Source organism: Pedobacter sp. G11, from assembly GCF_003860265.1.
Taxonomy (GTDB): Bacteria; Bacteroidota; Bacteroidia; order Sphingobacteriales; family Sphingobacteriaceae; genus Pedobacter; species Pedobacter agri.
Genome location: NZ_CP034190.1, coordinates 1094555 through 1121438, shown reverse-complemented (window position 1 = coordinate 1121438; position 26884 = coordinate 1094555). Strand labels below are relative to the sequence as shown.

Sequence of the window (26884 nt, the reverse complement as noted above, 5' to 3'; positions counted from 1 at the left end):
TTAATTTGTTCTTTCTTCTGTATGCAAGGTACTCAAAGTTTCTTTTGCACCTTTATTTTGTAATAATTCAACATACGATTTAACCGCTGCGTTGAAGCCTGGATAGTTGTTTAAGTTCTTATCCCATAAGCGCCTGTCGCCCAGAGTACTGTCTACAACTGTTTCAGGGGTTTGCCAATAATTGTAAAGCACATCGGCAAATTCATCTTGTGCCGGGAAAGCTTTTCCATTTACATGGGAAATGTATTGATCGCCTTCTTTTTTAACGTTCATAAAAACGATGTATGCTGCCACACCTAAGGCGGTTAACTGTGGAACTTCATTTTTCAAGGCGTAGTATCTCCTGATCAAAGGCATATTACGCATCTGTAATTTTTGCGTATAGTTCAAAGTAATGGCATGCCATTGGTGAGCCAAGGATGGATTACTGAAACGATCGATTACGCTTTCTGCGAATGCTTCAGCTTCTTCTTTCGTGATATCGCCACTTTCTACAACAGGTACGATTTCTTCCTTCATCAATTTTAAAACATGATTGGAGAATTCCTCATCGGCCATTGCTTCTTTAACTGTATGAAAGCCAGCTAAAATTGCTAATCCGCAGCTAATGGTGTGCGTACCGTTTAGTAAGCGAAGTTTAAGTTCTTTGAATTTATCAATAGATGGAACAATGAAAACACCTTTATCAGCCGAGGCGAATGACAATACATCTTTCACTTTCTCACTGGCAGATTCGATGGCCCAAAGTCTGAATGGTTCAGCCATGATCATTAATCCATCGGTATAACCCAATTCAGCTTCAAGTGCTTTTTGTGAAGCCTCAGGAAGTCGTCCCGGAACAATTCTATCCACCAATGTTTTGCAAAAATAATTTGCTGTTCTCAACCAGTTTTCGAAATCCCAGCCCAATTTATTTTGAACGGCTAAATCCAGAACAATCTCCTTTAATTTATCGGCATTGTCGCTAATTAATTCTGTTGGCACGATAACCATTCCACTTTCTTCAGAACCATTGAATGCTTTATATCTTTCATGTAAGAAAGCCAGCAGTTTGCCTGGAAAAGATTGCGGCGGGCTATCCGTAATTTTATCTTCGCTTTTCACAATTCCAACTTCTGTGGTGTTTGAAATCACCACTTTCAGTTCTGGCTGATGTGCTGTTTTCAAAATTTCTGCCCACTCTGATGTGGCCGATAAAACACGACTTATTGAAGAGTTGATCATGTTTTCTTCCACTTCAACGCCATCCTCAATACCTTTAACACTGAGCGTATATAAATTATCCTGATCAGCAAAATCATCAACTCCGGCTTTAGATGTGGTTTTTACCACCACGATTCTGCCATTGAAAATACCCTGATGATTCGCTTTATCGATAAAATAATCAGGCAAACCGCGTAGCAAAACGCCGGTACCAAACTGAATTACCTTTTCTGGTAACTCCAACATTTCAGCAGTTGGTTTGATTACCTTTTCTCCGCTGATATTTTTTAAATTTTCCTTGTTTAAAAGCATGTTCTTGAGATTTCCGTCAATGACGAGTTATACTTTATGTTACTTCCCGTTTATGGTTAACCACTTCGGATATTCTTTTTCTATAATTTTTTGCCCCCAGTTACCGTACCAGGCATAACCATTCCGTCTTTCTGCACTGAGCTCTTCCAGTTTCGATTTAATACTGTTATCACGATCGCCAAAAATGGGAACGTTTTTCTCCAAATCGTAAAAACGGGCCCAGGCCATACTGGCATTATCAGCGATTAAGGATGCTGTTTTCCCCTTTTCTCTTACGAAACGAAAACCTGATATTTTATAAGTATCGAACCATTTTACTGCTGCTGCAACAGATTTTTTAACATCTGCTGATGGATTTTTAATCCCCATCAAAAAGCGAACAATGCCAGCTGATTCACCTGTAGCTAAAGATGCAGGTTCGAAGGCCCTCGCTTTTGCAGGCAACATCGAATCTTTATCATATTGCGCTGCCCAGATGGTTAATTCACCTTTTTGCTTTACCTGGGTTTTCAAAATACAACCGATGCCTTTTGTTACCGCTTTTTCTGCTTTTTTAATGTATTCCGGATTGACTACTTCAAAATCATTTTTCTTTGTGGTGATGTCCTGGAGGATATCTAAAACATTGATCATTGCATCATCATTGTAAGTGATTTCTGAACGATATGAAGATTGATCAGGATAATATTGCGGCCAGCCGCCATTTGCATATTGTGCTGCCAAAATATAATCCAAGCCTTTTTCTGCTGCTGTTAAGTATGCTTTGTTTTGTGTTTTCTTATAAGCTTTTACCAGGTAAACCACTTCTCTGCTGGTTGCTTTGTTGTCGAAAGTGGCATGCAGATCTTTGGTTGCTTTGATTTTTGCAAGCAATTCCGGTGTTAAACTGGCGCCATAATTCACCACGCTTTTGTCTTCCAGTTGCTTCGGCCAACCGCCATTTCCTAACTGATACACCAACATTTTTTCTGCGGTAGAATCTGTTGGGAGCTGGGCATAACAAGAAATCAGAAAGCTGCTGCAGGCGATGGTAAGTAATATTTTTATTCTAGTCATGTTTGTTAGCTCTTGTTATTATAAAGCAATATAAATTCCTTGAATCGGCGAAAATTTAAGTCAATAGCATAATTTTGGCTAAGCCGATATCCAAATCTTTTAAATAGGCAGCTAAAGCAGCCTGCAATGAATTCAAGTATTTATTTACATTGCCGTTGGTTTTAACCAACGGATTATTTTTATTTCTTTCCCGGAACCTGCTTAATCAGCCAGTTCACCAAATCATTTGTGGCTTTATAATTTTCCAAATCTTCCGGCAGTTTTCTGCCATCGATATATTCATTGTAAAACCATGGATCGCCAACCGCGAAAACGGTTCCTTTACCATATTTTGCTGTTGCGATAATCACATCGCCATTATCTGTTAAAGCGGAAACCGCAGGACTTTTGGCAACTATGGTCGATATCTCTTTGATGTAAACCTTTTTCGCTGTTTTAAAAATGGCATTTCCAGCAGGGATTTTAACCGCTCCCTGCTCAAAGTTTGAACCCTGAACTTTGTTGCGGCTATCCTCATTGAATTTAATTCCGAACAGTTCTGGCAAGGTATTGAATTTGGTAATCTCGCAATTGCCAGCATCATTTAACAGGAGTACCAAAACACCGCCAGCTTTAACCCATTCTGCAATTTGCTTGGCATGGTCAGCATTCATGAAATTGGGGTTAGCCGTTTCTTTTTGCGTATCCGGATCTACGATAATATAAATGTTGCTGCCTTTTAAGTTTGCGGTAGTAGGTGCTGATTTTAAGGTAGCCGTTTTTACACCGGCATCATTAAATACTTTGCCAAATAAAGAAAAACCATTGTTATCATCTTCCTCCCATAAATAGTGGAATGGAATTTTATCGCCTGTTGGGCCAGTCATGTATTCGTTGTTGAAGAAGTTATCAACGATTACCGTTAATCCTTTTCCCGGTTTTGGCAAAGCCGCAACTTCCATTTCGGCCGCTGCACAAATAAATGCACCCATTCCTTTCGGATCATTTGTAATTACTTTCTCACTGATGTAATACTCAAAACTTCCATCGCGGTATCGTGGTTTTCCGCCCAAGCCAGAAACTGAAACCGTTTTGGTAAGGTTGATGCGTTCGTTACCCGCCTTTTCAACAAATTCCTTTTTTAATCCAGCATAACCTTTATTTGCGGCAGCTATGAAAGATTGTGGCAACCAACCATTGCGAACACCTTTTGCCAGGCCATAAACAAACATGCTTGATGCTGAACTTTCCAGGTAATTTCCTTGTCGCGTTGGCATATCTAAAATATCCCACCAAACGCCAGATTTTGAGTCCTGGTATTTTACGGTCGCTGTTGCTGTGCGGTTTAAAATCGCTAACAACTCTTTATATTTCGGATGTTCTTTCGGAAAATTATCCAACACATCAACTAAAGCCATAATGTACCAGCCCATTGCTCTTCCCCAGAAATTCGGTGAAAGACCGGTTTTCTTATCGGCCCACTTCTCTTCCCTGCTTTCATCGTAGCCATGGTAAAGCAAACCTGTTTTGGCATCCCGGGCATTTTTTTCCATCCAGATAAACTGATTGGCGATATCATCAAAATCAGCATCCTTTTTCATCAGCTTCGCATATTCTGCATAAAAAGGCTGCCCCATGTATAATCCATCTAACCACATTTGGTTAGGATAAATTTTCTTATGCCAAAAACCACCTTCTTTAGTCCGTGGTTGGGTTTTAATTTGGTTGTATAATTTATTAACCGCTAACAAATATTTTTGCTGACCAGTAACTTTATATAACAATAATAAAGCACGGCCATTTTTAATGTTATCGATATTAAAATCTTCTGATTTATAGGTAGCGATGTTTCCTTCCTTATCCAAATAAGCATCCATTGAGCTTTGAATGTACTTGAAGTATTTACCATCGCCGGTATTGCGCCAAACCGCTGCAGCACCTTCCAAAACCACACCCATATCGTACGACCACCTCGGGCCTTTTGGCCCTTTTAAAACGGTAGTATCTTGCCACAAAGTTTCCATGGCAGTAAGTGTTAACTGATCAGAAAGTTTCTTTTGTGCAAATAAACTTTGAGCTGAAATGGAAAAACCCAATAATGCAACGGCTGTATATAAAAGTGATTTCTTCATGTTCTTATTTTGAAATTTCCAAAGCTTTTTTAGCTACTTCAGTACCAATATTTGATTGTTTTTTGGCTTGCGAAACATTCGTTCCTGAAACTTTAACAGCCTTGGTTTTTTCACCGGTAATATCAAACAATAATGCCGAACCTTCTTTGTATTTAAAACCATTGAAGTTGATGTTGTTTCCATTCTGGATTTTCACAACTGGATTGGTATCATCGGTAATCACGTTTACGTTTTTCAAATAAATACCTGTTCCCTCGATAATTTCAACGCCTTTTTTTGCCTGAATGGTAACATTTTCTAAGTAAATATCTTTAATATTCATTTCAGGCAATCCACGTACGAAAATTGCTTTTTCAGCACCATTGGCTACTACATCTTTGATATAGATGTTTTTAAACTGAGGTGTTGCCTCCGTAACAGGAACTACAACTGTTTTAATCGCTTCGCGTTTTTCTCCCGCCAAAACGATTGGATCAACTGCAGCATAATACATGTCGAACAAAATGGCCTCGCCCGGAATATCAATCATGTTGATGTTATTGATGTAAATATCTTCCACCACACCACCACGACCGCGGGTAGTTTTAAAGCGGATGCCGATATCAGTGCCAATGAATGAGCAATCGTAAACCCAAATATTTTTGGCGCCGCCACTCATTTCACTTCCCACAACGAAACCACCATGAGCATGGTAAACCACATTATTTCTGATAATTACATTTTCAGTTGGCTTGCCACGTTTGCGACCAGCTTCATCCCTGCCAGATTTAATGCAGATTCCATCATCACCAACATCAAAAGTGCTGCCTTCAATTAATACATTTTTGCAAGATTCTACGTCAACCCCATCGCCGTTTTGTGCAAACCAAGGATTTTTAACCTGTAGATTTCTCAACGTTAAATCTTCGCACAGTAAAGGGTGCAAATTCCATGCAGGTGAATTTTGAAAAGTTACGCCTTCTAAAAGAATCTGTTTGCAATTGGTTAACACCAACAAATTCGGGCGAAGAAAATCTTTAATGCTTTGTAAGTCTGCAGCACTTTGGCCTGCCGCAACCACGCCAGCGTTTTTGGTTTTCGATCCTTTAAAGGTTTTCTCTGATGGATACCACATTTTGCCGTCTTCGCTTACCAAACCACCAGATGAAGTTAATTTTTTCCACTGCGATTCGGTTAGTTTATCCCGTTTAACCATGCGCCAGGCACCACCATTTCCATCGATAATACCTGATCCTGTAATGGCTATATTTTGCAAATCAGTGCCAGAAATAGGACTTTGATTTCGCCATGCCGGCTGACCTTCCCAATTTCCTTCTACTAATTTATATTGATTAAAATCATCAGTAAACTGAAGCAAAGCATCGCGTTTCAAATGTAAATTTACATTGCTTTTTAATTCAATCGGGCCAGTTAACCATAATCCACCAGGAATTAAAACCACACCGCCACCTTTCTGGCTCACTGCCGCAATTGCCTTGTTAATACTTTCAGTATTCAATGAAACGCCGTCGCCTTTCGCACCAAAGCTTACAATACTTGTCGTATCAGCTTTAATATTTACCTGCTTTATAATAGGCATACTGGTTTTCTGCTGTGCCATTGCTGCACCAGCCGAAAACAAAAAAATACATGCGAGGGCTATTTTAGAACGGTATAAATGACCAGAAATATGTTTCATTATTTGCGCTGTTAAATTATACTTGGTTATCGTAATAACAAGTGTACGTTGTTTGCCGCTAAAAGCGAAGAGAAATCTATGCAAACGTTGCCGGAAAACTAAGCAGGAATGAATCTTAAATCAGCCATTTACCAATTGTAAATCAAAGAGTTGCCTTCATTATTTTCTTTCCGGATTCCAGCCCCGGAAAACGTTTTCCAAAATGTAACTTTTATACTCGTTTTCAGTAAGTTGATGAGACCAGGGAACCCTGTTTTTTGATTTTGCACCCTTGCCGCTGCTATTGTATTCAGCATAATAGGCCGTTTGCTCATTGCTTTCCTTACCCCAGTTGTTCCAGCCATCCGGGCGGATTAAATCTGGCAATTCACAATTTAAAAAAACAACTTTGGCGAAAGGTCTCCATGGGCGACCGAGGTAAAAACTATTTATTGGAGCCTCGCCTTTAATTTTACACTTGTTAAAAACGTAACCGTATTTGGTGGTATCGGCTGTAGAAGCTGCAGTAATATAGCCTTGTTTCTTGCAAAAAAGGATGCAATTTTCAAACCATGCTGTTGCGGCACCGAAGATAAAATCAACCGTTCCTTCAATGTAACAGTCTTTAAAATATTGACGGTTATTTGCACCATAGGTATAAAGCGTATCCTGAAAACCCAGAAACCGGCAGTTGGTAAAGGTTGATTTATCGCCACCAGCCCAAACGGCTACCGCTTGCCCTACCGGACCAGATGAATTTTCAAAGGTGATGTTTTCAGCAGAAAATCCTTCGCCATAAATGTAAAAGCTTGATGATCCTGATGTTCCTTTTTCCTCTCCGAAAGTATTTTTCTTTTGTGCCCAGTCGTCATAAGTTAAAATGGTTTCGTTTAAACTCTCCCCAATAAATTTCACATTCTTTTTTGACGCAGCAAGAATCAACTTTTCTTTATAAAGCCCTTTTTTAATAAAAATCGAAGTAACTTTATTTCTAAAATCAGGCACTGCATTAATCGCCTCCTGCATCGTTTTGAAATTTCCGGTTCCATCGGCTGCTACAACAAAATCGGCTTTGGTTTCAAACGCATTTGCGGTGAACGAGAGTATTGTTAAAAATAAAATAATTGCTTTCATAAATCTGGTTAGGCTTAAATTAACATCGCCCAAATAAAAGTATAAAACTTCGAAACGGAGTTATAGTGGAAATGATTTGATGAACAAGTTTAAGCACCAAGCCACAGTGAAGCAGAGAAAAAATTGCGCCAGAACCACGTAAACCATCACGGGAACGATTGCACACTAAAATTTTGGCGAAAGTTAAAAAAGGCTTAATCTTGTTAATAAAGCAAAAGTTATCGTGCTGCACAATATCTTGATCGCTTTTCTAACCAATAAAGATTGATCATGAAATTTCTATTATCTTATATTTTCACCTTTAGCCTTTGCCTAAGCTGTTTGGCGCAAGCACCTCAACCCAATTACGTTTCAGAAGTTTGGGTTGCTGATCAAGGAAATGGAACCTTCAGAAATCCGGTTATCAACGCTGATTATTCTGATCCCGATGCAATTCGCGTCGGAGATGATTTTTACATGATCGCTTCCAGCTTCGATGCCATTCCAGGATTGCCGATTTTGCATTCAAAGGATTTAGTGAACTGGAAAATTATTGGCCATGCTTTGAAACGTCAACCGCCTTTTGAGCATTTCGAAAAAACGCAGCATGGAAACGGTGTTTGGGCACCATCTATCCGTTACCGCAATGGCGAATTTTACATCTATTATCCTGACCCTGATTTTGGAATTTATGTTACCAAAACAAAAACAATCACAGGAGATTGGTCTGCTCCAAAATTGGTTGCTGCAGGCAAGGGTCTGATTGATCCTTGTCCGTTTTGGGATGAAGATGGAAAAGCTTATCTGGCTTATGCCTATGCAGGAAGCAGAGCCGGAATCAAAAGCGTTTTGGCCATCATACCATTATCTGCAGATGGTTTAAAAGCGACAGAAACCGGAAGAATTGTTTATGATGGACATGAATTAGATCCCACAATTGAAGGGCCTAAGGTGTATAAACGAAACGGATATTATTATTTGTTTGCTCCGACAGGAGGCGTTTCTACCGGATGGCAGCTGGTTTTGCGAAGCAAAAATATTTACGGGCCTTATGAAAGGAAAGTGGTTATGGACCAGGGAAAATCTGCTGTAAATGGTCCGCACCAGGGCGCCTGGGTAAATACCCAAACTGGAGAAGATTGGTTTCTGCATTTCCAGGATAAAGATGCTTATGGGAGAGTGGTTCATCTACAACCTATGAAATGGGTGAATAACTGGCCTGTTATCGGAATGGACAAAGATGGAGATGGTATTGGTGAACCCGTTTCCACTTACAAAAAACCAAATGTTGGTAAAATTTATCCAATTGTAACTCCTGTGGAAAGTGATGAATTTGGATCTGCTCAATTAGGTTTGCAATGGCAATGGCAGGCTAATCCGCAAGCTACCTGGGCTTTTACAGATGCAAACAAAGGTGTACTGAAACTTTATACGGCTAAAATCCCTGACGAAGCCAAAAATCTTTGGGACGTTCCTAACTTGTTAATGCAAAAGTTTCCCGCAGAAGAATTTTCAGTGACGACTAAAGTTAACTTCAAGCCCAATCCAAAGTTAGAAAACGAGCAAACTGGCGTGGTAGTGATGGGCAGAAATTATGCTAAAATCAGTATCAAAAGTAAAAAAGATGGCTTTTACTTAACTTTCGGTCTTTGCCAAAATGCTGATAAAGGGAAGGCTGAAAACGAGAAAGAAATGGCAAAGCTGAAATCAGGCAATGTTCAACTTAGGGTGAGGGTTTCCAACGGTGCAAAATGCCAGTTCAGTTATAGTGAAGATGGCATTAAATTTACCAATGTTGGCGATGAGTTTCAGGCAACTGCAGGGCAGTGGATTGGTGCAAAAGTAGGAATATTTGCAATCAGAGATACTCAAACCAATGACTCCGGCATTGCCGAATATGATTGGTTTAGGGTAGAGAAATGATGGTTAAAACCTCCTGGTTGGTGGGCCGCCAACCAGGAGGAGAAAACTGGTAACTAACCAACCATCAATTTAGACGTGATTGCAATCCTGTTCCAGGCATTAATGGTTACAATGGCCATAATAATTTGCGATAAAGTTTTTTCATCGAAAAAACCAGCAGCTTTTGCATAGGTTTCATCTGAAACATGGTTGCCTATTAACGTAACTTCTTCGGTTAAAGCCAGCACTGCTTCCTCTTCTTTTGTAAATAAAGTAGTTTCTCGCCAGGCATTTAGCAAATATAAACGCTGTTCTGTTTCGCCGATTTTACGGGCATCAGCTGAGTGCATATTTAAGCAAAATGCGCAACCATTTATCTGCGAAGCACGCATTTTAATCAGTTCTAAAAGGATAGGATCTACGCTACTGGCTGATAAATATTTCTCTAAACCATACATGGCTTGGTAAGCTGCTGGATCTGCTTTTTGGATGTTTATTCTATTTTCCATTTTATTGTTTTTTGATTACGATGTAAAGTTCTTCATCCTGATCATCAAAAAACTTAATGTAGTTTAAGAAATGAGTTTTACCCTAGAGTTTACAACATTTTCGCTTCGAAACGAAAAGCCGGGTGCAGCCTGGCAAGTAACTTAACGTTTTCTGTGCAGTAACCTTTTAGCGCCCTTTATGGTTAAACCTATTTTTTAGCCCTGATTTTGCTTAAAAACTCTGGTGTAAAGCCGAGATATGAGGCCAGCATATATTGCGGCACCCTTTGTACAAATTCGGGGAATAGCTTGTTAAAGTTGGTATAACGCTCCTCAGCAGTTTGGCTATACAAGTATTTGATGCGGATTTGCGAAGCCTGATGCAGTTTCTGATAAATCGACCTGAAGTATTTTTCCAGCTTGGGTATTTTTGCTAACATTTCATCATAGTGCCGATATTCAATTGCGATTACCTCCGTTTGTTCGGCAGCCTGAATATAAAAATCTGATGGTTTTTGAAAGATGAAATTGGTAAGGTCAGAAATCCACCAGTTTTCAATGGCGAACTGAGTAGTTTGTTCAGCGCCTTTAATGTCAACGAAATAAAGCCTTAAGCAACCTTTTATCACAAAATAATTTGCCCGGCAAATATCACCTACTTCGTGTAAATAAGCTTTCTTTTTAAACGAAAATGATTTGAGTAGCGATGCAAGAATTTCTTGTTCATCACTACTCAAATCGATAAATTTATTAATGTGATTGTAAAGTGCGCTATACATTTTGAGAATACAATTATGCTAAATTAAACATAATTATAGATCAAAAAGCTATAACGAAAAAGCTTTAAAAATAGGATGTGCGTATTCGCCCCAGTTTTTCATTGCTGAAAGCAAGATTGCTTTCAAGCCCTTATTATCTGTAGGTTTGCCCTTCACTGGCGCAGTTAAATCCTTTTCTGGCACCGTTGTTTCGGTAACTTTTGTGGCAAACCAGGTTACGTTTTCATGAGGTAAAGCCAAACCTAAAATCATCCCCGGCAAACCTGTAAAAGTTTCAGGACCACCAGAAACTGCGATTTGGTTGGAATAATAAGCTACAACGTAAACAGAATCCATAATAATGGCATTTGCCCGGCGACATTCGTAACCGGCGATGTCACGTGTCTCATCAGTTATTTTCCAGTTGATTTTACGTACACTATCTTTTACCAGATACACATCCTCATAAACATTTTTCTGTATGATGCTGCTCTGGGCATCAAAGTTTGTAGCAACGGTATTTTTTAAGTCGGCAAGTACATCTGTACTTAACCAGTTATTGTTCATGGGTTCATCAACAGTTGGCCATTTGTACAAGCTTTTATCTTTGTTAAAATTCAGTATGCTTTTCGTTACCTTAAACTGGGGATTGTTTTTTTTATATTGATCAAAAGCAGGATTCAGATACGTTTCATTATCCTTATTAATTTTCTTTTTGATCAGTGCATACATGTTCGACCTTTTTTCAAATTCGATGATGCCGTTTTGTACGAAATGCACATTTTGTGCCTGTAGTGTTTTGCTGATGAAAATAACAGCAAATAAAGTGATATATTTAAGTGTAGTTTTCATGATGATTATTTTTGAGTTTTAATACCGCCGCCCATTTTGTTGAAATCCCAAATTACCGAGAATAAAAAGTAACGCCTGATGGTGGTGTAGCTGCTCTGCGTAATATTTCCATTGTAAGCTGTTCGGTCGAAGCCAACGTTTTGATTCAGGATGTCGTTAACCGTCATCATCAATTTCAGATTTTCTGATTTGAAAAACTTTTTAGTTATTGAGGCATTCCAAAGAAAACGAGAGAAGGTTTCGTTGAAAGTTTGCGTGGTTCCACGGTATTCGTATTGTGCATCACTTGATAATTCGAATTTAGCCGGAAGTTGAACATTACCGGAAGCATATCCATTCCAGCCCCAACCGTCGCTATTTCCAAAGCTGCCAATACTAGCTCTTGATACATTGTAAGTTGGTCCGCTGTTGATATAGAAACTATACTTTTTCTCTACATACTTATTCAAATTAATACCCAGGTTATAGCTGTAGTTTTTAGTGTTGTTTAAATCCTGATTGATATAGTTGTATGATGAGCTACCATTTCCACTTAAACTAATACCTGCGTTTAAGTCTATGCCCTTTATTTTTCTGCTGGTTTGAGCATATGCATAAAAATTAGTAGCCATTTTATCATTGATGTTTACCGATCTGTAAGTACTTCTGCCAGTTAATGCATCTGTAGATACATCGCTTACAATTGGATTAGCTGTGAAACTGTAGGATGCATTTAACCAAATGGATTGATTGGTTAATACTTTGTATGAGTTAAAATTGGCGTTGATATTACTTCTAAAAGAAGGTCTTAAATCTGGATTACCCAACGAAATATTTAATGGATCGGTATTCACCCTGATTGGTTGAATTTGATCTAATGAAGGCTGATTCGTATTACCATTATAGCTTAAGCGGAATGATTTCTGTTGCGAGAACCGATACTGATAAGAAGCTTGTGGCATGTAGTTTACAAAATCCCGGTCGTAAGTTCTGTTGTTGTAAAGATCGGTTTGCTTAAAATTAACTCCACTAAACTTTGAACCGAAGTTGATAATGGTTTTACCTTTTTTGTAGTTAAAGATAGCGCCACCCTGATTGATGATTTGATCCAGTTCATAATCATTACTGAATTCTGTATCTAAAATATCATAATTGCCACTGCCCGATCTGTTAAACGATTTGCGGTCTGATTTTCCGTTCATCAAGCTTAAACCATAATTTACAATCACCGTTAAGGTTTTGGATAATGGTTCAGTATAAGCCAAATTAGATTTGAAAGCACTGTTGGTGATGTCGTTGACTTTATATTGATTGATTAAACTGTCTCTTCTGCCGGTGGTTTCAAAATAACTGTTTTCTGAATTTAAATAACCATCGCTATTGCTCTTCGTAATGGCTTGGTTAAAGTTTAATGATAAAGTTCTGCCTTTTTTTTGAAAGCGTTTTGTAAATAAGGCATTGGCATTAAACATCTGCTCATCCACTTTATTGGTAAGTGTTCGGTTAGTGGTATTCAGCAAACTATCGAGCCCGTTTCTGCTTGATGTATTGTATTGATTATAGGTATTGCTCTTTTTTAAAGTTCCATCAATGTTAACTTTTAAGGTTAATGTCGAATCTAACTTGACCTCATAGGTTGCATCCAATTTTTGTCTGAACATATCGTTGTCATTGTATTGATCAGATACGTTATTGATTACGCCCGAACTCAAGTTGTTTTGGCTAATGGTGTTCCGATTGCCACTAACCCTGATCGAACCTATTTTATAATTGGTATTTAATGATTCTTTATCTTTGTTCCATTTGCTATCAAAATGCAATCCCCCGGTTCGGGCCACTGGCAAACCCTGGCCATTATACTGACCATCGTAACTGTCAAAATCATCAGAGCCACCACTGCTGAAGTACATTCCACCATCATCGGTCATGGTCATACCGCTCGAACCACCATATTTATCTCGATCGTCCCAACCTAAACCCACAGTTCCAGTATTTCCGAAGATACCATAGGCAGAAAATTTCTTTTTACCCCAAAACTTATTGAACATCAATTGGCCGGTGTAAAAATCATCAGTTCCATAACCTGCCTGTGCTTTTCCGAAGTAACCGTTTTTCTTGTCTTCTTTAAGTTTAACGTTTAGCGTTTTTGTTTTTTCGCCATCGTCAATCCCCGTAAAGCTGGCCTGATCGCTTGCTTTATCATATAGTTGAACAGACTCAACCATGTCAGCACGAAGATTTTTCGTCACCAGTGTAGGGTCATCGCCAAAAAACTCTTCCCCATCAACCAATACTTTTTGAACAGCTTTACCCTGAGCAGTAATTTTTCCGTCTTTATCTACCTGTATCCCGGGAAATTGTTTAATCAAATCCTCTACTTTTGAGTTGGGCTCAATATTATATGCCTTTGGATCGAACTCTGTTGTATCTCCCTTAATTTTGATGGCATTTCGGTTTCCTTTAACAATTACATCAGCCAGAATTTTGGCCATGCCAGTTAGGTTTATTTTGCCATAATCTTTTAACTGTGTAGTAGAATCAAGTGTAAAATGATCAACAAAATCAGCGTATTTTGGATAAGAAACCAATAAGATGAATTTGCCGTTTTTAATGCCGTTGAGTTCAAATGTGCCATTTTCAGCTGAACGCGTAAATTTAACAAGTGTCGAATCTTTTGCGTTTAAAACAGCTACGGTAGATCCAGATAATAGTGTTGTAGATGCAGTGTCAATTGTTCTGCCTTTGATAATGTGTTGTGCTTTCACGTACGAAGAAAGAAAAATCAGAAAGCAGACTGAGAGTAATAGTTTGTTCATGGAGCGAGTTTGGATTAGTTTTGGTCTCCGAATATAGAACTAATATGTTAGTTGTGTGTTATGCTTTAACCTTTTTTAACAAACGTCTCTAAATCATTACAATTTGCTCCAAAATCCGCTATTATTTCCGCAGCATGTACGATGAAAATGAGCAAATTGCAACTCAGAAGCAGTATAAAAGCTGAAGTTCAGTCTCTTTTAGCAGCAAATCAAAAATTACTATGGTGATTAATACGGATTTATTAGAAAAGCTATTGAGTTCGCTTCCAAGTGAAACAAAAAGAGGTGCTAAAATTAAGTAGCACCTCTTTTTGTTTATGGGTTTGTAGACCAGACTGAAGCATCCTTTATAAAAACCCTTCTGTTTAGTTTCAGTTGAGAAACAATGAGTTCAGCCAGATCTTCGGGCTGCATCACTTTATCTGGATTGCCATCTGTCAATTTCAAATCGATGGCCATATCTGTAGCGGTGGTACTGGGTGCCAAAGCAGTAACGCGAATATTGTGTTTCCGCATTTCTTGCATTAAAGAAACCGACAAAGCATTAATCGCAGCTTTTGATGCCGAATAAGCACTGGTTACTGCTGCAGGACTAAATGCCGATGAGCTGGAAATATTGATAATATCTCCACTTTGCTTTTCAATCATTTCTGGCACCACCGCTCGGGTAACATAATAAGTTCCCAGTAAATTGGTTTGTATCACGTTTTGCCAGTCTGCTGGTTCCATTTCCATAAACTTCGCAAATTTTCCTACGCCGGCATTATTTATCAAAATATCAATAAAGCCCAATTCAGACTGTACCGATTTAACAGCTTCGTTTACTGAATCGATGTTGCCTACATCCATTGTGGCTACTGCAATTTTAACATGATATTGTTTTAGGTCTGCAGCCAGTTCATCCAAACTGCTTTTGGTTCTTGCAACTAAACCAACATTTACACCTTCTTTAGCTAAAGCAATTGCAATCGCTTTCCCGATGCCTTTACCCGCACCGGTAATCAGTGCATTTTTTCCTGATATGTTTTCCATTTTAATTTTATTTTTTAATCATCACGTCATTGCGAGGCACGAAGCAATCTTAATGCATTGGGATTAAAAGTAAAGCGATCATTTAAGATTGCTTCGTGCCTCGCAATGACGAATCTTTCATTACAAATCGAACTTTATGCCTTGCGCCAATGGTAAAGTATTTGAATAATTTATTGTATTGGTCTGTCTTCTCATATAAGCTCTCCAGGCATCCGAGCCACTTTCCCTGCCACCTCCTGTTTCCTTCTCTCCGCCAAAAGCACCACCAATCTCTGCTCCAGATGTACCAATATTCACATTTGCAATTCCACAATCAGATCCTTTGGCTGATAAAAACTGCTCTGCTTCTCTTAAATTCAAGGTCATAATGGCTGATGATAAACCCTGTGGCACACCATTTTGTAAAGCGATCGCTTCATCCAGTGTTTTATATTTAATCAGGTATAAAATTGGGGCAAAGGTTTCGTGCTGTACAATTTTAAAATCATTTTCAACCTCGGCAATGCAAGGTTTTACATAACAGCCGCTACTGTAATGATCGCCGGTCAGTACACCACCTTCTACTACAAATTTCCCGCCTTCGGCTTTACATTTTTGTATCGAGTCGAGATAGGCATCAACTGCGTCAGTATCAATTAACGGTCCTACATGATTATTTTGATCCAATGGATTACCAATGCGCAATTGATCGTAAGCTTTTACCAATTTCTCTTTAAAGGCATCATACACACTTTCGTGGATAATTAATCTTCTGGTTGTGGTACAGCGTTGTCCTGCAGTACCTACCGCACCGAAAACAGCGCCGATTAAACTCATGTCTAAATCTGCATGTTCAGAGATAATGATGGCATTATTTCCGCCTAGCTCCAATAAACTTTTGCCTAACCTTGCACCTACAGCAGCACCAACCTGCTTGCCCATACGGGTTGATCCAGTCGCTGAAATTAATGGCACACGACCATCGTTGGTCATTAATTCGCCAACGGTTCTGTCGCCGATAATCAGGTTACAAACACCTTCAGCCACATCATTGGCTTTAAAAACTTTAGCAATAATATGTTGGCAGGCAATGGCTGTTAAAGGGGTTTTCTCCGAAGGTTTCCAGATGCAAACATTTCCGCAAACCAAGGCCAATGCCGAGTTCCATGCCCAAACCGCCACAGGGAAATTAAATGCTGAAATAATTCCTACAATCCCCAGCGGATGCCACTGCTCATACATGCGATGGCTTGGGCGCTCACTGTGCATGGTTAAGCCGTAAAGCTGTCGCGATAATCCCACCGCAAAGTCACAGATGTCGATCATCTCCTGCACTTCTCCAAAACCTTCCTGTAAACTCTTTCCCATCTCGTAGGAAACCAAAGTGCCCAGGGCGTCTTTATTTTCCCTTAAAGCGTCGCCAAACTGACGAACAATCTCTCCTCTTTTTGGTGCCGGAACAGTTTTCCAGTCTGTAAATGCCGACTGGGCTTTCGCAATAATTGATTCATAATCTGCTGAAGTGGCTATTTTGCATTCGCCTATAAGCTTGCCATCAACCGGAGAAAAACTTTTCAACGTTTCTGCATTCGATTCGCCTTCCCAACTACTTCCAGTGCTGAAAGCGGCATTACTTTCTGCTATGCCAAGTTTGTTTAAAATGGATTGAATATCTGTATTCATATATCTAACGATTTACACAAAAAAACAAAAAATTACCATAAAGCAAGTTACATTTGACTCGATACTTTATCACAATTCATAATATCTTGCTTTAAACGCAACTGACTTATTAAATTAGAAAACATGAATAAAAAATTTTTGGCTTGTAGTGCAATATTTGTCTCTCTATTTGTGGCAAACACGCTATCTGCTCAGGAAAAAGCTGTTGAAAAATCAGCAAAATTATCTGTTTATCGTGTAACCCCAGCGAAAATAAACGACCTGGTGCATACCAAACTCGATGTATCTTTCGATTATGCAAAACGATATCTTTACGGCAAAGAGTGGGTGACGTTAAAGCCTCATTTTTATGCTACAGATTCATTAACGCTTGATGCTCAGGGCATGGATATTAAAACGGTTGCACTGGTTGGTACAAAGGGAAATACACCTTTGAAATATGATTATCGCGATAACAAACTTTACATCACGTTAAATAAAAAGTATACCAATACCGAAAAATATACCGTATACATTGCGTACACGGCAAAGCCAGATGAATTGAAAGTTCAGGGAAGTGCAGCAATTACGGATGCTAAAGGTTTGTATTTCATCAACCCTGATGGTGCAGATAAAAATAAACCAATCCAGATCTGGACACAAGGTGAAACGGAATCTTCATCGGCCTGGTTCCCAACCATTGATAAGCCAGATCAAAAGACAACACAGGAAATCTCGATGACGGTTCAATCGAAATATACCACTTTATCTAACGGAAAATTGGTTAGTCAGAAACCAAACGCTAATGGCACAAGAACCGACACCTGGAAAATGGATCTACCGCACTCGCCTTATTTATTTATGATGGCAGTTGGCGATTTTAAAATCACAAAAGATACCTACAAAGGCAAAGAGGTTAATTACTACCTGGAGCCGAAATATGCACCTTTTGCCAAACAGATTTTCGGTAAAACGCCAACGATGATGAAATTCTACAGCGATGTTTTAGGCGTAGATTATCCATGGAATAAATATGCACAGGTTGTAGCAAGAGATTATGTTTCAGGTGCCATGGAAAACACAACCGCGACACTGCATGGTGAGCACATCCAAAAAACTGATCGTGAGTTATTGGATGGAAACGAAGAAGGTACGATTGCGCATGAACTTTTTCACCAATGGTTTGGCGATTATGTTACCGCAGAATCATGGTCTAACCTCACCATGAATGAATCTTTTGCCACTTTTGGCGAAATCATCTGGCATGGATATGATGAAGGGAAAGATGCGGAAGATAAATCACGTTATGAAAAATTACAATCCTATATCAGCTCTACAAAAAACGGGGAAAGCCCACTATTAGCTCGTTTTTACTACAATGATAAAGAGGATATGTTTGATAATGTTAGCTATGCTAAAGGATCGGTGATTTTATATGCAATGAAAAATCAAATGGGTGATGCTGCTTTCTATAAAGGTTTAAACAAATATCTGACCACCAACGCTTTCAAAAATGGCGAAACCCATCAGTTGCGTTTGGCTATGGAAGACATCACCGGAAAAGATTGGAGTCCCTATTTTAACCAGTGGTATTATGCAGGAGGCCACCCGATTTTAGCAGTTGACTATGGTTATGAGAATGGAAAGGCTACCATTAGAGTAAAACAAACACAGGATGCAGCCGTGCAAACCTTTACTTTGCCTGTTAAAGTCGTAATTTATGCTGGTGGGCAAAAGGTAACTAAAGAGATAGTGATCAACAGCCGCGAGCAAACTTTTTCTTTTGAGGTGAGTGCCAAACCAGATCTAATCGACTTCGATGCTGATAAAATCATTGTTGGCGAAATTAACGACAATAAGGTTGCAGAAAACTATTATTTCCAGTATAAAAATGCACCGACTTATGCCAATAGGATTGAAGCTCTGCAATTTATAATGCAAAGTAAGGCTAAAAGCGGCCAGCAGATTTTGTTGGGTGCTTTAAAAGATAAATCTGGAGATTTAAGGGCATTAAGTATTGAGGGTTTGAATTTAGAAGACGCTGAAGTTAAAGCTGTTGCATTACCGGTATTGTTGCAAATGGCCAAAACCGATAAAGATACTGAAGCGAGGGCTGCGGCAATTACTAAACTGGCCGAAACTGGCGACCAAAATTACAAGGCACTATTGCTGGACGGTGTGAAAGACAGATCTTACAGGGTAATTGCAGCATCGATTGCTGGTTTAACCAAAGTTGCACCGCAAGAAGGTATGACGGCGTTATCTTCATTGGATCAGGATACGAAAGACCATATTGCTTCTTCTATCGCTTCGTTGTACATCAGCGATCCGAAAGATGAGCATCAGGCATTTTATGAAAACATTATGGCCAATGGCGATCGCAACAAAATTTTCGCAGTGATTGGCCAATATTTTCAATATTTAAGGGCCAATACCAATCCTACAGTTACGGAAAAAGGCATCAATGGAATTAGTGCAGCTATTGAACGTTTGAAATTGCAAAATTACTTGAATAAACAGCTTTCAGGTGCTTATGAAGCAACCGCTCAGGCCAAAACACAGCAAGCTAAATCAGCAAGCGGCGAGGTGAAGTCAAACCTAAATAAACAAGCAGATATATTTAAAAAAGCTGCGGCAGAACTAGGTAAAGAATAACCGAAAGATCTTTTATCAAGATAAAAGCGCTACAGGTGTAAATCTGTAGCGCTTTTTTTTGCTCGGAATAGCAATAGCTAGGGAATCATCGAACTGCAGTTATCCTTCCTTCTGGTATCAATCAAATAAACAATTTGCCAGCGATTATCCAATTTTGCCAGTTGAAAAGAATTCACACCACAATGGCTAAATTTTTCATCGATATAAAACTTGTAATCGGTCCACACCGTGGCAAGCGGTCCATCAATTAAAATCTTAGAAAATACAATTCGCTCATCAAATTTCTCTTTATGTGGCGAACCAATAAACTTTATAAAATCATCCAGTTGCTCAGTTCGAACAGATAATTTCTCATTTTTATTCACAATGGTTTGCATGATACAACTTTTTGCGAATGCTGATCTGCTAAGTGTACTATCTCCGGTTTTCATTCCGGTAAAAAGATGAGTAACTACCGTTTTAATTGCCTCCTCCTCATGCTGAGCCAGTAATTTTGTACTTAAAAAAATCAGGAAGAAAGCTAATATTGTCCAGTTTTTCATGACTTGTTGATTACCTTACTACAATAAATTTATATTATTTTTGTGAAAGAAGGGGAAAGGAACCGCGATGTTGATAAAATATTAGCTTAATTCACACATCTTAATCACTGCCGATAGGCTTTATTTTCAGCTATTTACGATTGTCTTAACAATTAATGTTAATAATTATTTATAAAAGCGATAATTTAAATCGGTAAAATTATAATGTGTTTTTCTGCTTAATGGCACGGTTCTTTAATAGTTATTAGATATGGAAGAAGAATTCTTTTTTGAATCCAACGAAGATGCACAACGCTCTGTAGAACGTTACGAAGAAATGCTCCGTAATCAGGATCAGTATTTTTTCGACGCTGGCGCTTTCGAATATATTGTAGATTTTTACATCGAGAAAAATGATCCGGTTAAAGCACTGCAGGTAGTTGATTTTGCCATCAGCCAGCATCCGTATGCCACTGTTTTTCTTATTAAACAAGCACATCTTTTCATTTTAACCAACAACAATGAACAGGCTTTTATTGCTTTGCAAAAAGCAGAGTTATTGGAGCCATCAGAACCAGATATTTATCTGTTGCGTGGTAATATTTTTCAAAATACCGAACGGTTTAGCGAAGCATTAGAAAATTATGATAAAGCTTTAGGTTTAGCTGAAAGTACAGATGAGATTCTTTTGCAAATGGCTTATGTGTACCAAAGCATGGGCGATTATGAAAGTGCGATTACCTATATCAAACTGAGTTTAGAACAAAACATGGAAAATCAGGACGGTTTGTACGAGCTGGCCTTTTGCTACGATGTTTTAGATAAACAGGAAGAAAGCATTAAGTTTTACCAGCAATACATTGATACTGATCCTTACTCTTATGCCGCTTGGTATAACTTAGGAAACAGTTTCCATAAACTTAATCTTTTTGAGAAGGCGATTGATGCTTATGATTATGCCATCTTAATCAAAGAGGATTTTAGTTCTGCTTATTTTAATAAAGGCAACGCTTTGGTTCAGCTGGATAAATATGATGAAGCCATTGAAGTTTACAAACAGACTTTTGAGTATGAGCAACCCAATGCTGATACTTATTGTGCAATGGGCGAATGTTATGAGAAACTGGAAAAGATGGATGAAGCCCGTTCTTACTACAAAAAGTCAGTAAAAATGGATCCAAAAATGGCTGATGCCTGGTTTGGAATTGGCGTAACATTAAACCATGAAGAACGCTATTTTGAATCGTTACATTTCTATAAAAAAGCAATCGATTTAGAAGCAGAAAACGCTGATTTCTGGTTTGCGATGGCTGATGCGTATTACAAATTGGGGCAGATTGAGGAGTCAATCGCTGCTTATGATAAAGTTCTGGAATATAATCCTTTAGATGTGGAAGCATGGCTGGATTTTAGTACCGTGTTGTACGAACAAGGAAAATTATTGGAAGCATCGGAAACGATGGCTGAAGCAATTAAAAATAATCCAGAAGCTGCAGAGCTATATTATCGCATGGTAGCCTATCTTTTTGCAATGGGCAATTATGCCGATGCATTGGGTTATTTGGAAACGGCTTTAACTACCGATCCGGATAAACATTATATTTTGTTTGAATATTTGCCACAACTTCAGGATAACAGTGCCATTATCAGCGTAATAAGTCGATATATCAGGTAACAGTCTTGTGAGAAAAATTTAACAAATAAATCTCAAAATTTTTTTCACTTTTGTACGCATATGAATTACCCATTATTAAACGTTCCTGAACGTCCGGAAAAACCACGCCAAAAGGGCTATACAATGGTTATGGACAAGGGATTAAGCCTGCGCCAGGTAGAAGATTTTATTGAAGTTGCCGGCGTTTATACAGATATCGTAAAATTAGGTTGGGCTACATCACACGTTACGCCAAATCTTAAAGAGAAATTAGCTTTATATAAAAGTGCCGGGATTCCAACCTATTTTGGTGGAACATTATTCGAAGCATTTATCATCAGAAATCAGTTTTCAGATTATCAGCGTGTTTTGGATCAGTACGGGATGGAATATGCCGAAGTTTCTGATGGGTCGATCGAAATAGAACATGATAAAAAGTGTAATTATATCAGCGAATTATCTAAACAGGTAACTGTAATTTCTGAAGTGGGAAGTAAAGACGCCGCAAAAATTTTCGCTCCATACAAATGGATTAAATTAATGCAGGCCGAAATACAAGCGGGATCGTGGAAGGTAATTGCTGAAGCACGCGAAGGTGGAAATGTCGGAATTTATCGTGGAAGTGGCGAAGTACGTGAGGGATTAGTTGATGAAATTTTAACGCAAATTCCGGAGGAAACCATTATTTGGGAAGCGCCACAAAAAGAACAACAGGTTTGGTTCATCAAACTTATCGGATCAAACGTAAACCTGGGGAACATTGCGCCGGCCGAAGTGATTCCATTAGAAACTATTCGTTTGGGCTTACGTGGAGATACTTTCGATTATTTCCTGAATCAAACAAAATAAAATATATCGTTATTGCGAGCCACGAAGCAATCTTACAATGTTAGTTGATTTACTACCGCTGTAAGATTGCTTTATGCTTTATAAAGAATCCTTGTACATATGAAAACATACGGTCTAATCGGATTTCCACTCTCACATTCATTTTCTAAAAAATATTTCACCGAAAAGTTTCAAGATGAGGGGGTAACTGATCGTCAATATGAACTTTTTCCAATAGAAAACATAAAATCACTTGCAGATTTACTCGCTGAAAATCAATCGCTTTGCGGACTGAATGTGACGATACCGCATAAAATTGGCGTTTTACCATTTCTAAATGAAATTGAAGAAGCTGCGGAAAAAATCGGTGCAGTAAATTGCATTTGTATTAAACGATTCGAGGGCGAAACATATTTAAAAGGATTTAATACCGATGCATACGGTTTTGAAGAATCGTTGAAACCGCTATTAACGGCTAACCATAAAAAGGCATTGGTTTTTGGTGATGGTGGTGCAGCCAAAGCGGTAAAATATGTACTGCAAAAGTTGGGTATTGAATATCAGGTTGTAGTGAGAAAGGCAACCGCTGGAGCTATTTTATACAACCAGGTTACACCAGAGTTATTAGAGCGTCACAAGCTTTTAATCAACACCACACCATTAGGCATGTCGCCTCATATAAATACTTTCCCTGAAATCGATTATACACAACTCGGAAGCGATCACTTAGCCTATGATTTAGTTTATAATCCTCTGGAAACGGCATTCCTCTCTAAAGCAGCAGAACGCGGTGCGCAAGTTAAAAACGGTTTAGAAATGTTGTATAAGCAGGCAGAAAAAGCCTGGGCCATTTGGAATAAATAATATTTATCTGTCGTTATTGCGAAAGCGAATGCCGACTTTCGATAAGGCAATCTGTTAAGCTGGTTATTTTATGAAATTGAAATCTTTTGTCTTTCTGCCATTTATGCTACTCTTGTGCTTTTCCGCTTGTCAGAATAATGACTATAGCCCTAAGCCTAAAGGTTATTATAGAATTGAATTCCCTAGGAAGGCATACGCAGCATTCTCTAAACCTGTTCCTTACCAGTTTCAATATCCTGTTTATGCCACAATTGAGCAAGATCAAAGTCGGGATGCGAGAGCAAATTGGTATAACCTGCATTTTAAGCAGTTTAATGGCTACCTGCACCTTACCTATTATGATGTGTCAGCCAAAGGTGAATATGATCAGATGGTAGAAGATGCCAGGAAACTGGCTTTCAAACATACCATAAAAGCAAGCGCAATTGATCAGCGAATTATCAATTATCCTCAGCAAAAGGTTTATGGAATTTATTATGCCATTGAGGGAAATACAGCATCCTCGGTTCAGTTTTTTCTCACAGATAGTGCGAAACATTATTTCAGAGGAGCGTTATATTTTAATGAGCGCCCTCAATATGATTCTATTGCTCCAGTTGTTAAATTTATCAAAACAGATATCGATACTTTGATTTCTACCTTTAGATGGAAAAATTAGTTATTACGATTATTCGCTATTAGGCATCACAAACTATGATTACCATAAAAATATTCACCTTTAACGCTTACAGCGAAAATACCTACGTTCTTTACGATGAAACAAAAGAGTGCGTTATCATCGATCCGGGCATGTATGAAGGCTTCGAACAGAATGAACTTGTTTCCTTTATCAAAGCGCAAAACCTTAAGCCGGTTTTGTTATTAAACACCCATTGCCACATCGATCACGTTTTCGGCAATAAGTTTATTTTTGATACTTATGGATTAAAGCCAAAATTCCATAAAGGAGAATTGGTGGTATTGGAAGCCGTTCCGGGATACGCTCCATCAATGGGATTTTATAAATATGAAACTTCGCCCCTTCCGGATGAGTTTCTGGAAGAAACAGGCACGATCACGTTTGGCAATAGCACACTTGATTTAATTTTTGCTCCTGGCCATTCTCCGGCACACTTATGTTTTTACAGCAAAGCTGATGATATTTTGATTGGGGGTGATGTATTGTTTTATGGTAGCATCGGCCGAACAGATTTGCCTGGTGGCAATCATCAGCAACTCCTCCAAAACATTTCCGATAAATTGTTTGTATTACCAGATGAAACGAAGGTTTATCCTGGCCATGGTCCGGCGACAACAATTGGTTTCGAAAAGCAAAATAATCCGTTTTTTTAGATCTAGGCTGTATCAGCTAATCTGGGCGTTTAACATGCCGTTTTACATGATACGTCTTACATTTTAGCTATCTTTGCAACTGTGAATACGCCGCTATATATTGCCAAACGCTACTTGTTTGCCAAAAAATCTACCAATGCCATCAATCTGATATCTGGAATATCAATGGCCGGCGTAATGGTTGGCAGTGCGGCCCTGATTATTATTTTATCAGTATTTAACGGCTTGGAAACAGTAGTGCTGGGTATGTTTGATACAATTACTCCTCAAATTGCAATTACACCTGCAAAAGGTAAAACGTTCGATCCCAATACGGCCTACTTCAATGCATTAAGGAAAAATAAGGATGTATACGCATTTTCCGAAGTTTTACAGGAAAAGGCTTTGTTAAAATATAACGATAAACAGGCCGTGGGCCTAGTTAAGGGCGTTAGTGCTGATTATCTGAAGAATACCAAATTAGACAGTACAATTAAAGAAGGTCGATTTATACTTCAAAACAAAAGTGGTTTTAGTAGCGTAATGGGATCAGCATTGCAGAGTTATCTGGCCGTGAATACTTTAGATCCTTTTACAGAATTAGAAATTTATTCCCCAAAAAAAACGATATCCGTAAGTTCTTTAAACCCTACTGATGATTTTATTGCCAAAAGCATTCGCGTAAGCGGTGTGTTTGAGGTGCAGCAAGATTTTGATAACGGCATCATCGTTCCCCTGGAATTTGCAAGGGAGTTGTTGGATGAGAGCAAAAATGTTTCGTCTATAGAAATCGATTTTAATCAAAATGTAGACGTCGATCAATACAAAAAAGAAATTGCAGAAAAGCTTGGTAGTGGATTTGTTGTTCAAAACCGGGCAGAACAAAATAGTTCCTTACATCATATATTTAATTCTGAAAAAAGTATGGTGTATATTATTTTAACATTCATTTTAATAATCGCTATATTTAATGTAGTTGGCTCCCTAACCATGCTTGTTATCGATAAAATTAAGGATATCGCTATCCTGAGCAGCCTGGGCGCCAGCAAAAAATTAATTAAACGCATTTTTCTTTTTGAAGGAATGATGATTACCATGTCTGGATGCGTGTTGGGTTTAATCATAGGTTTGCTTTTCTATTATGTCCAGCATACATTTGGGTTAATCAGCATGGGAGAAGGATCTATGGTAAATGCATACCCTATCGGATTAAAATGGCAGGATTTTGTTTTAGTGTTTATTACAGTGGGTATTTTTTCATTTTTGGCATCGGCTTTGTCATCAAATCTAAGTGTCAAAAAGATCGATCAAATTAATCAATCAATATAGAATGAAGTTATTTAAACAAGCAATTGTATTTGTTGTGCTACTTGGCGTGGCGGCTACCGCTTGTAATAGAACAGAGAAAGCTGAAGGCGAAAACAGTAAATTAAAAGTTGTTAAGGGGCTTTATAGTTTTGGTCCTGAAATGAAATCTTTTACTCTTTGTGAAGATGGTAGAGAATATTGGGTGACCGACAGTGTTAAAAACCTGGAGCTTTCTTACAGTAATTTAGGTTTTGAAAAGCCTTATGAACCCGTTTATGTAGAGCTGGAAGGTTATATTGCCAAATCTGATACTGCAACCGTTTCAGCTGATTTCGATTCGACACTGGTAGTTACTAAAGTGATCAAAATCAGTAAAGAAATTCCTGACGGGCCTTGTGCACAATAATCTATTTATTTTCAGGAACGGTTACCCACCAAACATTTCCCCAGGCATCTTCAAAGCCGGCACTTAAGCCATATTCTCTTTGAGCAGGTTCCTGTATAGAGGTTGCAGCATTTTTAAGAGCTTTATCGTAGAAAGTTATTGCATTTGGCGAATGTATAAACATTCCGGCTGGAAAGGGTAGAAAATCATCATTTGCATTGGCAAACATAATTGTTCCCCCTTCAAAGACGGCTTCAGCATGCATGATGGAGCCATTCTCCCTAGGTACGATTAACTTTATATCAGCGTTAAAAACTTCCTTTAAAAAATCTATAAATTTCTCGGCATCCTTTACCACGAGGTAAGGCATAATTGTCTGATAATAATCTGGTGATTTCATGCTGAATTAGTTTAGCCGTCATTTTTTCAACCCGCCTC

Annotated in this window: 22 protein-coding genes; 9 read left to right on the top strand and 13 right to left on the bottom strand. The window is 38.5% G+C overall.

Annotated elements, in window-relative coordinates:
• The 5 genes from EA772_RS04905 to EA772_RS04885 form a co-directional block, all read right to left on the bottom strand.
• On the bottom strand, positions 1-1515 hold the full coding sequence (locus tag EA772_RS04905; RefSeq protein WP_124911530.1) for a tagaturonate reductase: 1515 nt from the start codon (positions 1513-1515) through the stop codon (positions 1-3).
• 39 nt (positions 1516-1554) lie between these two features.
• Positions 1555-2571, bottom strand: coding sequence for a pectate lyase (gene pelA, locus EA772_RS04900; RefSeq protein WP_124911528.1), 1017 nt, complete (start codon positions 2569-2571; stop codon positions 1555-1557).
• A gap of 179 nt (positions 2572-2750) precedes the next feature.
• Positions 2751-4682: a glycoside hydrolase family 88 protein gene (locus tag EA772_RS04895; protein WP_124911526.1), complete on the bottom strand. Its 1932-nt coding sequence runs from the start codon at positions 4680-4682 to the stop codon at positions 2751-2753.
• Positions 4683-4686: 4 nt separating this feature from the next.
• The gene (locus EA772_RS04890; RefSeq protein ID WP_124911524.1) at positions 4687-6360 is read right to left on the bottom strand and encodes a glycoside hydrolase family 28 protein; all 1674 of its coding nucleotides are present in this window, start codon (positions 6358-6360) and stop codon (positions 4687-4689) included.
• Between the two features lie 159 nt (positions 6361-6519).
• On the bottom strand, positions 6520-7473 hold the full coding sequence (locus EA772_RS04885) for a pectinesterase family protein (protein ID WP_124911522.1): 954 nt from the start codon (positions 7471-7473) through the stop codon (positions 6520-6522).
• Positions 7474-7743: 270 nt separating this feature from the next.
• Here EA772_RS04885 and EA772_RS04880 point away from each other — a divergent pair, with 270 nt between their 5' ends.
• Positions 7744-9375 (top strand): glycoside hydrolase 43 family protein, encoded by a 1632-nt coding sequence (locus EA772_RS04880; protein ID WP_124911520.1) that lies wholly within the window; start codon positions 7744-7746, stop codon positions 9373-9375.
• Between the two features lie 53 nt (positions 9376-9428).
• Here EA772_RS04880 and EA772_RS04875 read toward each other — a convergent pair whose 3' ends face one another.
• From EA772_RS04875 to EA772_RS04850, 6 genes are all read right to left on the bottom strand, one after another.
• Positions 9429-9863 carry a carboxymuconolactone decarboxylase family protein gene (locus EA772_RS04875; RefSeq protein ID WP_124911518.1) on the bottom strand — a complete coding sequence of 145 codons (435 nt, stop codon included), beginning with the start codon at positions 9861-9863 and terminating at the stop codon, positions 9429-9431.
• Positions 9864-10051: 188 nt separating this feature from the next.
• The gene (locus tag EA772_RS04870; protein WP_124911516.1) at positions 10052-10621 is read right to left on the bottom strand and encodes a Crp/Fnr family transcriptional regulator; all 570 of its coding nucleotides are present in this window, start codon (positions 10619-10621) and stop codon (positions 10052-10054) included.
• Between the two features lie 48 nt (positions 10622-10669).
• Positions 10670-11452 (bottom strand): GLPGLI family protein, encoded by a 783-nt coding sequence (locus EA772_RS04865; RefSeq protein ID WP_116168921.1) that lies wholly within the window; start codon positions 11450-11452, stop codon positions 10670-10672.
• Positions 11453-11457: 5 nt separating this feature from the next.
• On the bottom strand, positions 11458-14247 hold the full coding sequence (locus EA772_RS04860) for an outer membrane beta-barrel family protein (protein ID WP_168187480.1): 2790 nt from the start codon (positions 14245-14247) through the stop codon (positions 11458-11460).
• Between the two features lie 315 nt (positions 14248-14562).
• Entirely contained in the window at positions 14563-15279 is a 717-nt protein-coding gene (locus EA772_RS04855; RefSeq protein WP_124911514.1) for a 3-ketoacyl-ACP reductase, read from the bottom strand.
• A gap of 120 nt (positions 15280-15399) precedes the next feature.
• Positions 15400-16941 (bottom strand): aldehyde dehydrogenase family protein, encoded by a 1542-nt coding sequence (locus EA772_RS04850; RefSeq protein ID WP_124911512.1) that lies wholly within the window; start codon positions 16939-16941, stop codon positions 15400-15402.
• Between the two features lie 123 nt (positions 16942-17064).
• Here EA772_RS04850 and EA772_RS04845 point away from each other — a divergent pair, with 123 nt between their 5' ends.
• Complete coding sequence (locus EA772_RS04845) at positions 17065-19575, top strand: M1 family metallopeptidase (RefSeq protein WP_124911510.1); 2511 nt, start codon at positions 17065-17067, stop codon at positions 19573-19575.
• 77 nt (positions 19576-19652) lie between these two features.
• Here the strand turns inward: EA772_RS04845 and EA772_RS04840 are convergent, their stop codons facing one another.
• Positions 19653-20117 carry a nuclear transport factor 2 family protein gene (locus tag EA772_RS04840; protein ID WP_010602942.1) on the bottom strand — a complete coding sequence of 155 codons (465 nt, stop codon included), beginning with the start codon at positions 20115-20117 and terminating at the stop codon, positions 19653-19655.
• Positions 20118-20367: 250 nt separating this feature from the next.
• Between EA772_RS04840 and EA772_RS04835 the strand changes: the two genes are divergently transcribed.
• The 7 genes from EA772_RS04835 (at position 20368) to EA772_RS04805 (ending at position 26467) form a co-directional block, all read left to right on the top strand.
• On the top strand, positions 20368-21771 hold the full coding sequence (locus EA772_RS04835) for a tetratricopeptide repeat protein (protein WP_010602941.1): 1404 nt from the start codon (positions 20368-20370) through the stop codon (positions 21769-21771).
• 60 nt (positions 21772-21831) lie between these two features.
• The gene (locus tag EA772_RS04830) at positions 21832-22599 is read left to right on the top strand and encodes a phosphosulfolactate synthase (protein WP_010602940.1); all 768 of its coding nucleotides are present in this window, start codon (positions 21832-21834) and stop codon (positions 22597-22599) included.
• A 99-nt stretch (positions 22600-22698) separates the two neighbouring features.
• The gene (locus EA772_RS04825; RefSeq protein WP_124911508.1) at positions 22699-23442 is read left to right on the top strand and encodes a shikimate dehydrogenase; all 744 of its coding nucleotides are present in this window, start codon (positions 22699-22701) and stop codon (positions 23440-23442) included.
• A 70-nt stretch (positions 23443-23512) separates the two neighbouring features.
• Positions 23513-24100: a gliding motility lipoprotein GldD gene (locus tag EA772_RS04820; protein ID WP_124911506.1), complete on the top strand. Its 588-nt coding sequence runs from the start codon at positions 23513-23515 to the stop codon at positions 24098-24100.
• 35 nt (positions 24101-24135) lie between these two features.
• On the top strand, positions 24136-24774 hold the full coding sequence (locus EA772_RS04815; protein ID WP_124911504.1) for an MBL fold metallo-hydrolase: 639 nt from the start codon (positions 24136-24138) through the stop codon (positions 24772-24774).
• A gap of 81 nt (positions 24775-24855) precedes the next feature.
• Complete coding sequence (locus EA772_RS04810; protein WP_246834039.1) at positions 24856-26082, top strand: ABC transporter permease; 1227 nt, start codon at positions 24856-24858, stop codon at positions 26080-26082.
• 1 nt (position 26083) lies between these two features.
• Complete coding sequence (locus tag EA772_RS04805; protein WP_010600480.1) at positions 26084-26467, top strand: hypothetical protein; 384 nt, start codon at positions 26084-26086, stop codon at positions 26465-26467.
• 1 nt (position 26468) lies between these two features.
• On the opposite strand, the gene EA772_RS04800 is transcribed toward EA772_RS04805, so the two are convergent.
• Complete coding sequence (locus tag EA772_RS04800) at positions 26469-26846, bottom strand: VOC family protein (protein ID WP_124911502.1); 378 nt, start codon at positions 26844-26846, stop codon at positions 26469-26471.
• Positions 26847-26884: the final 38 nt, after the last annotated feature.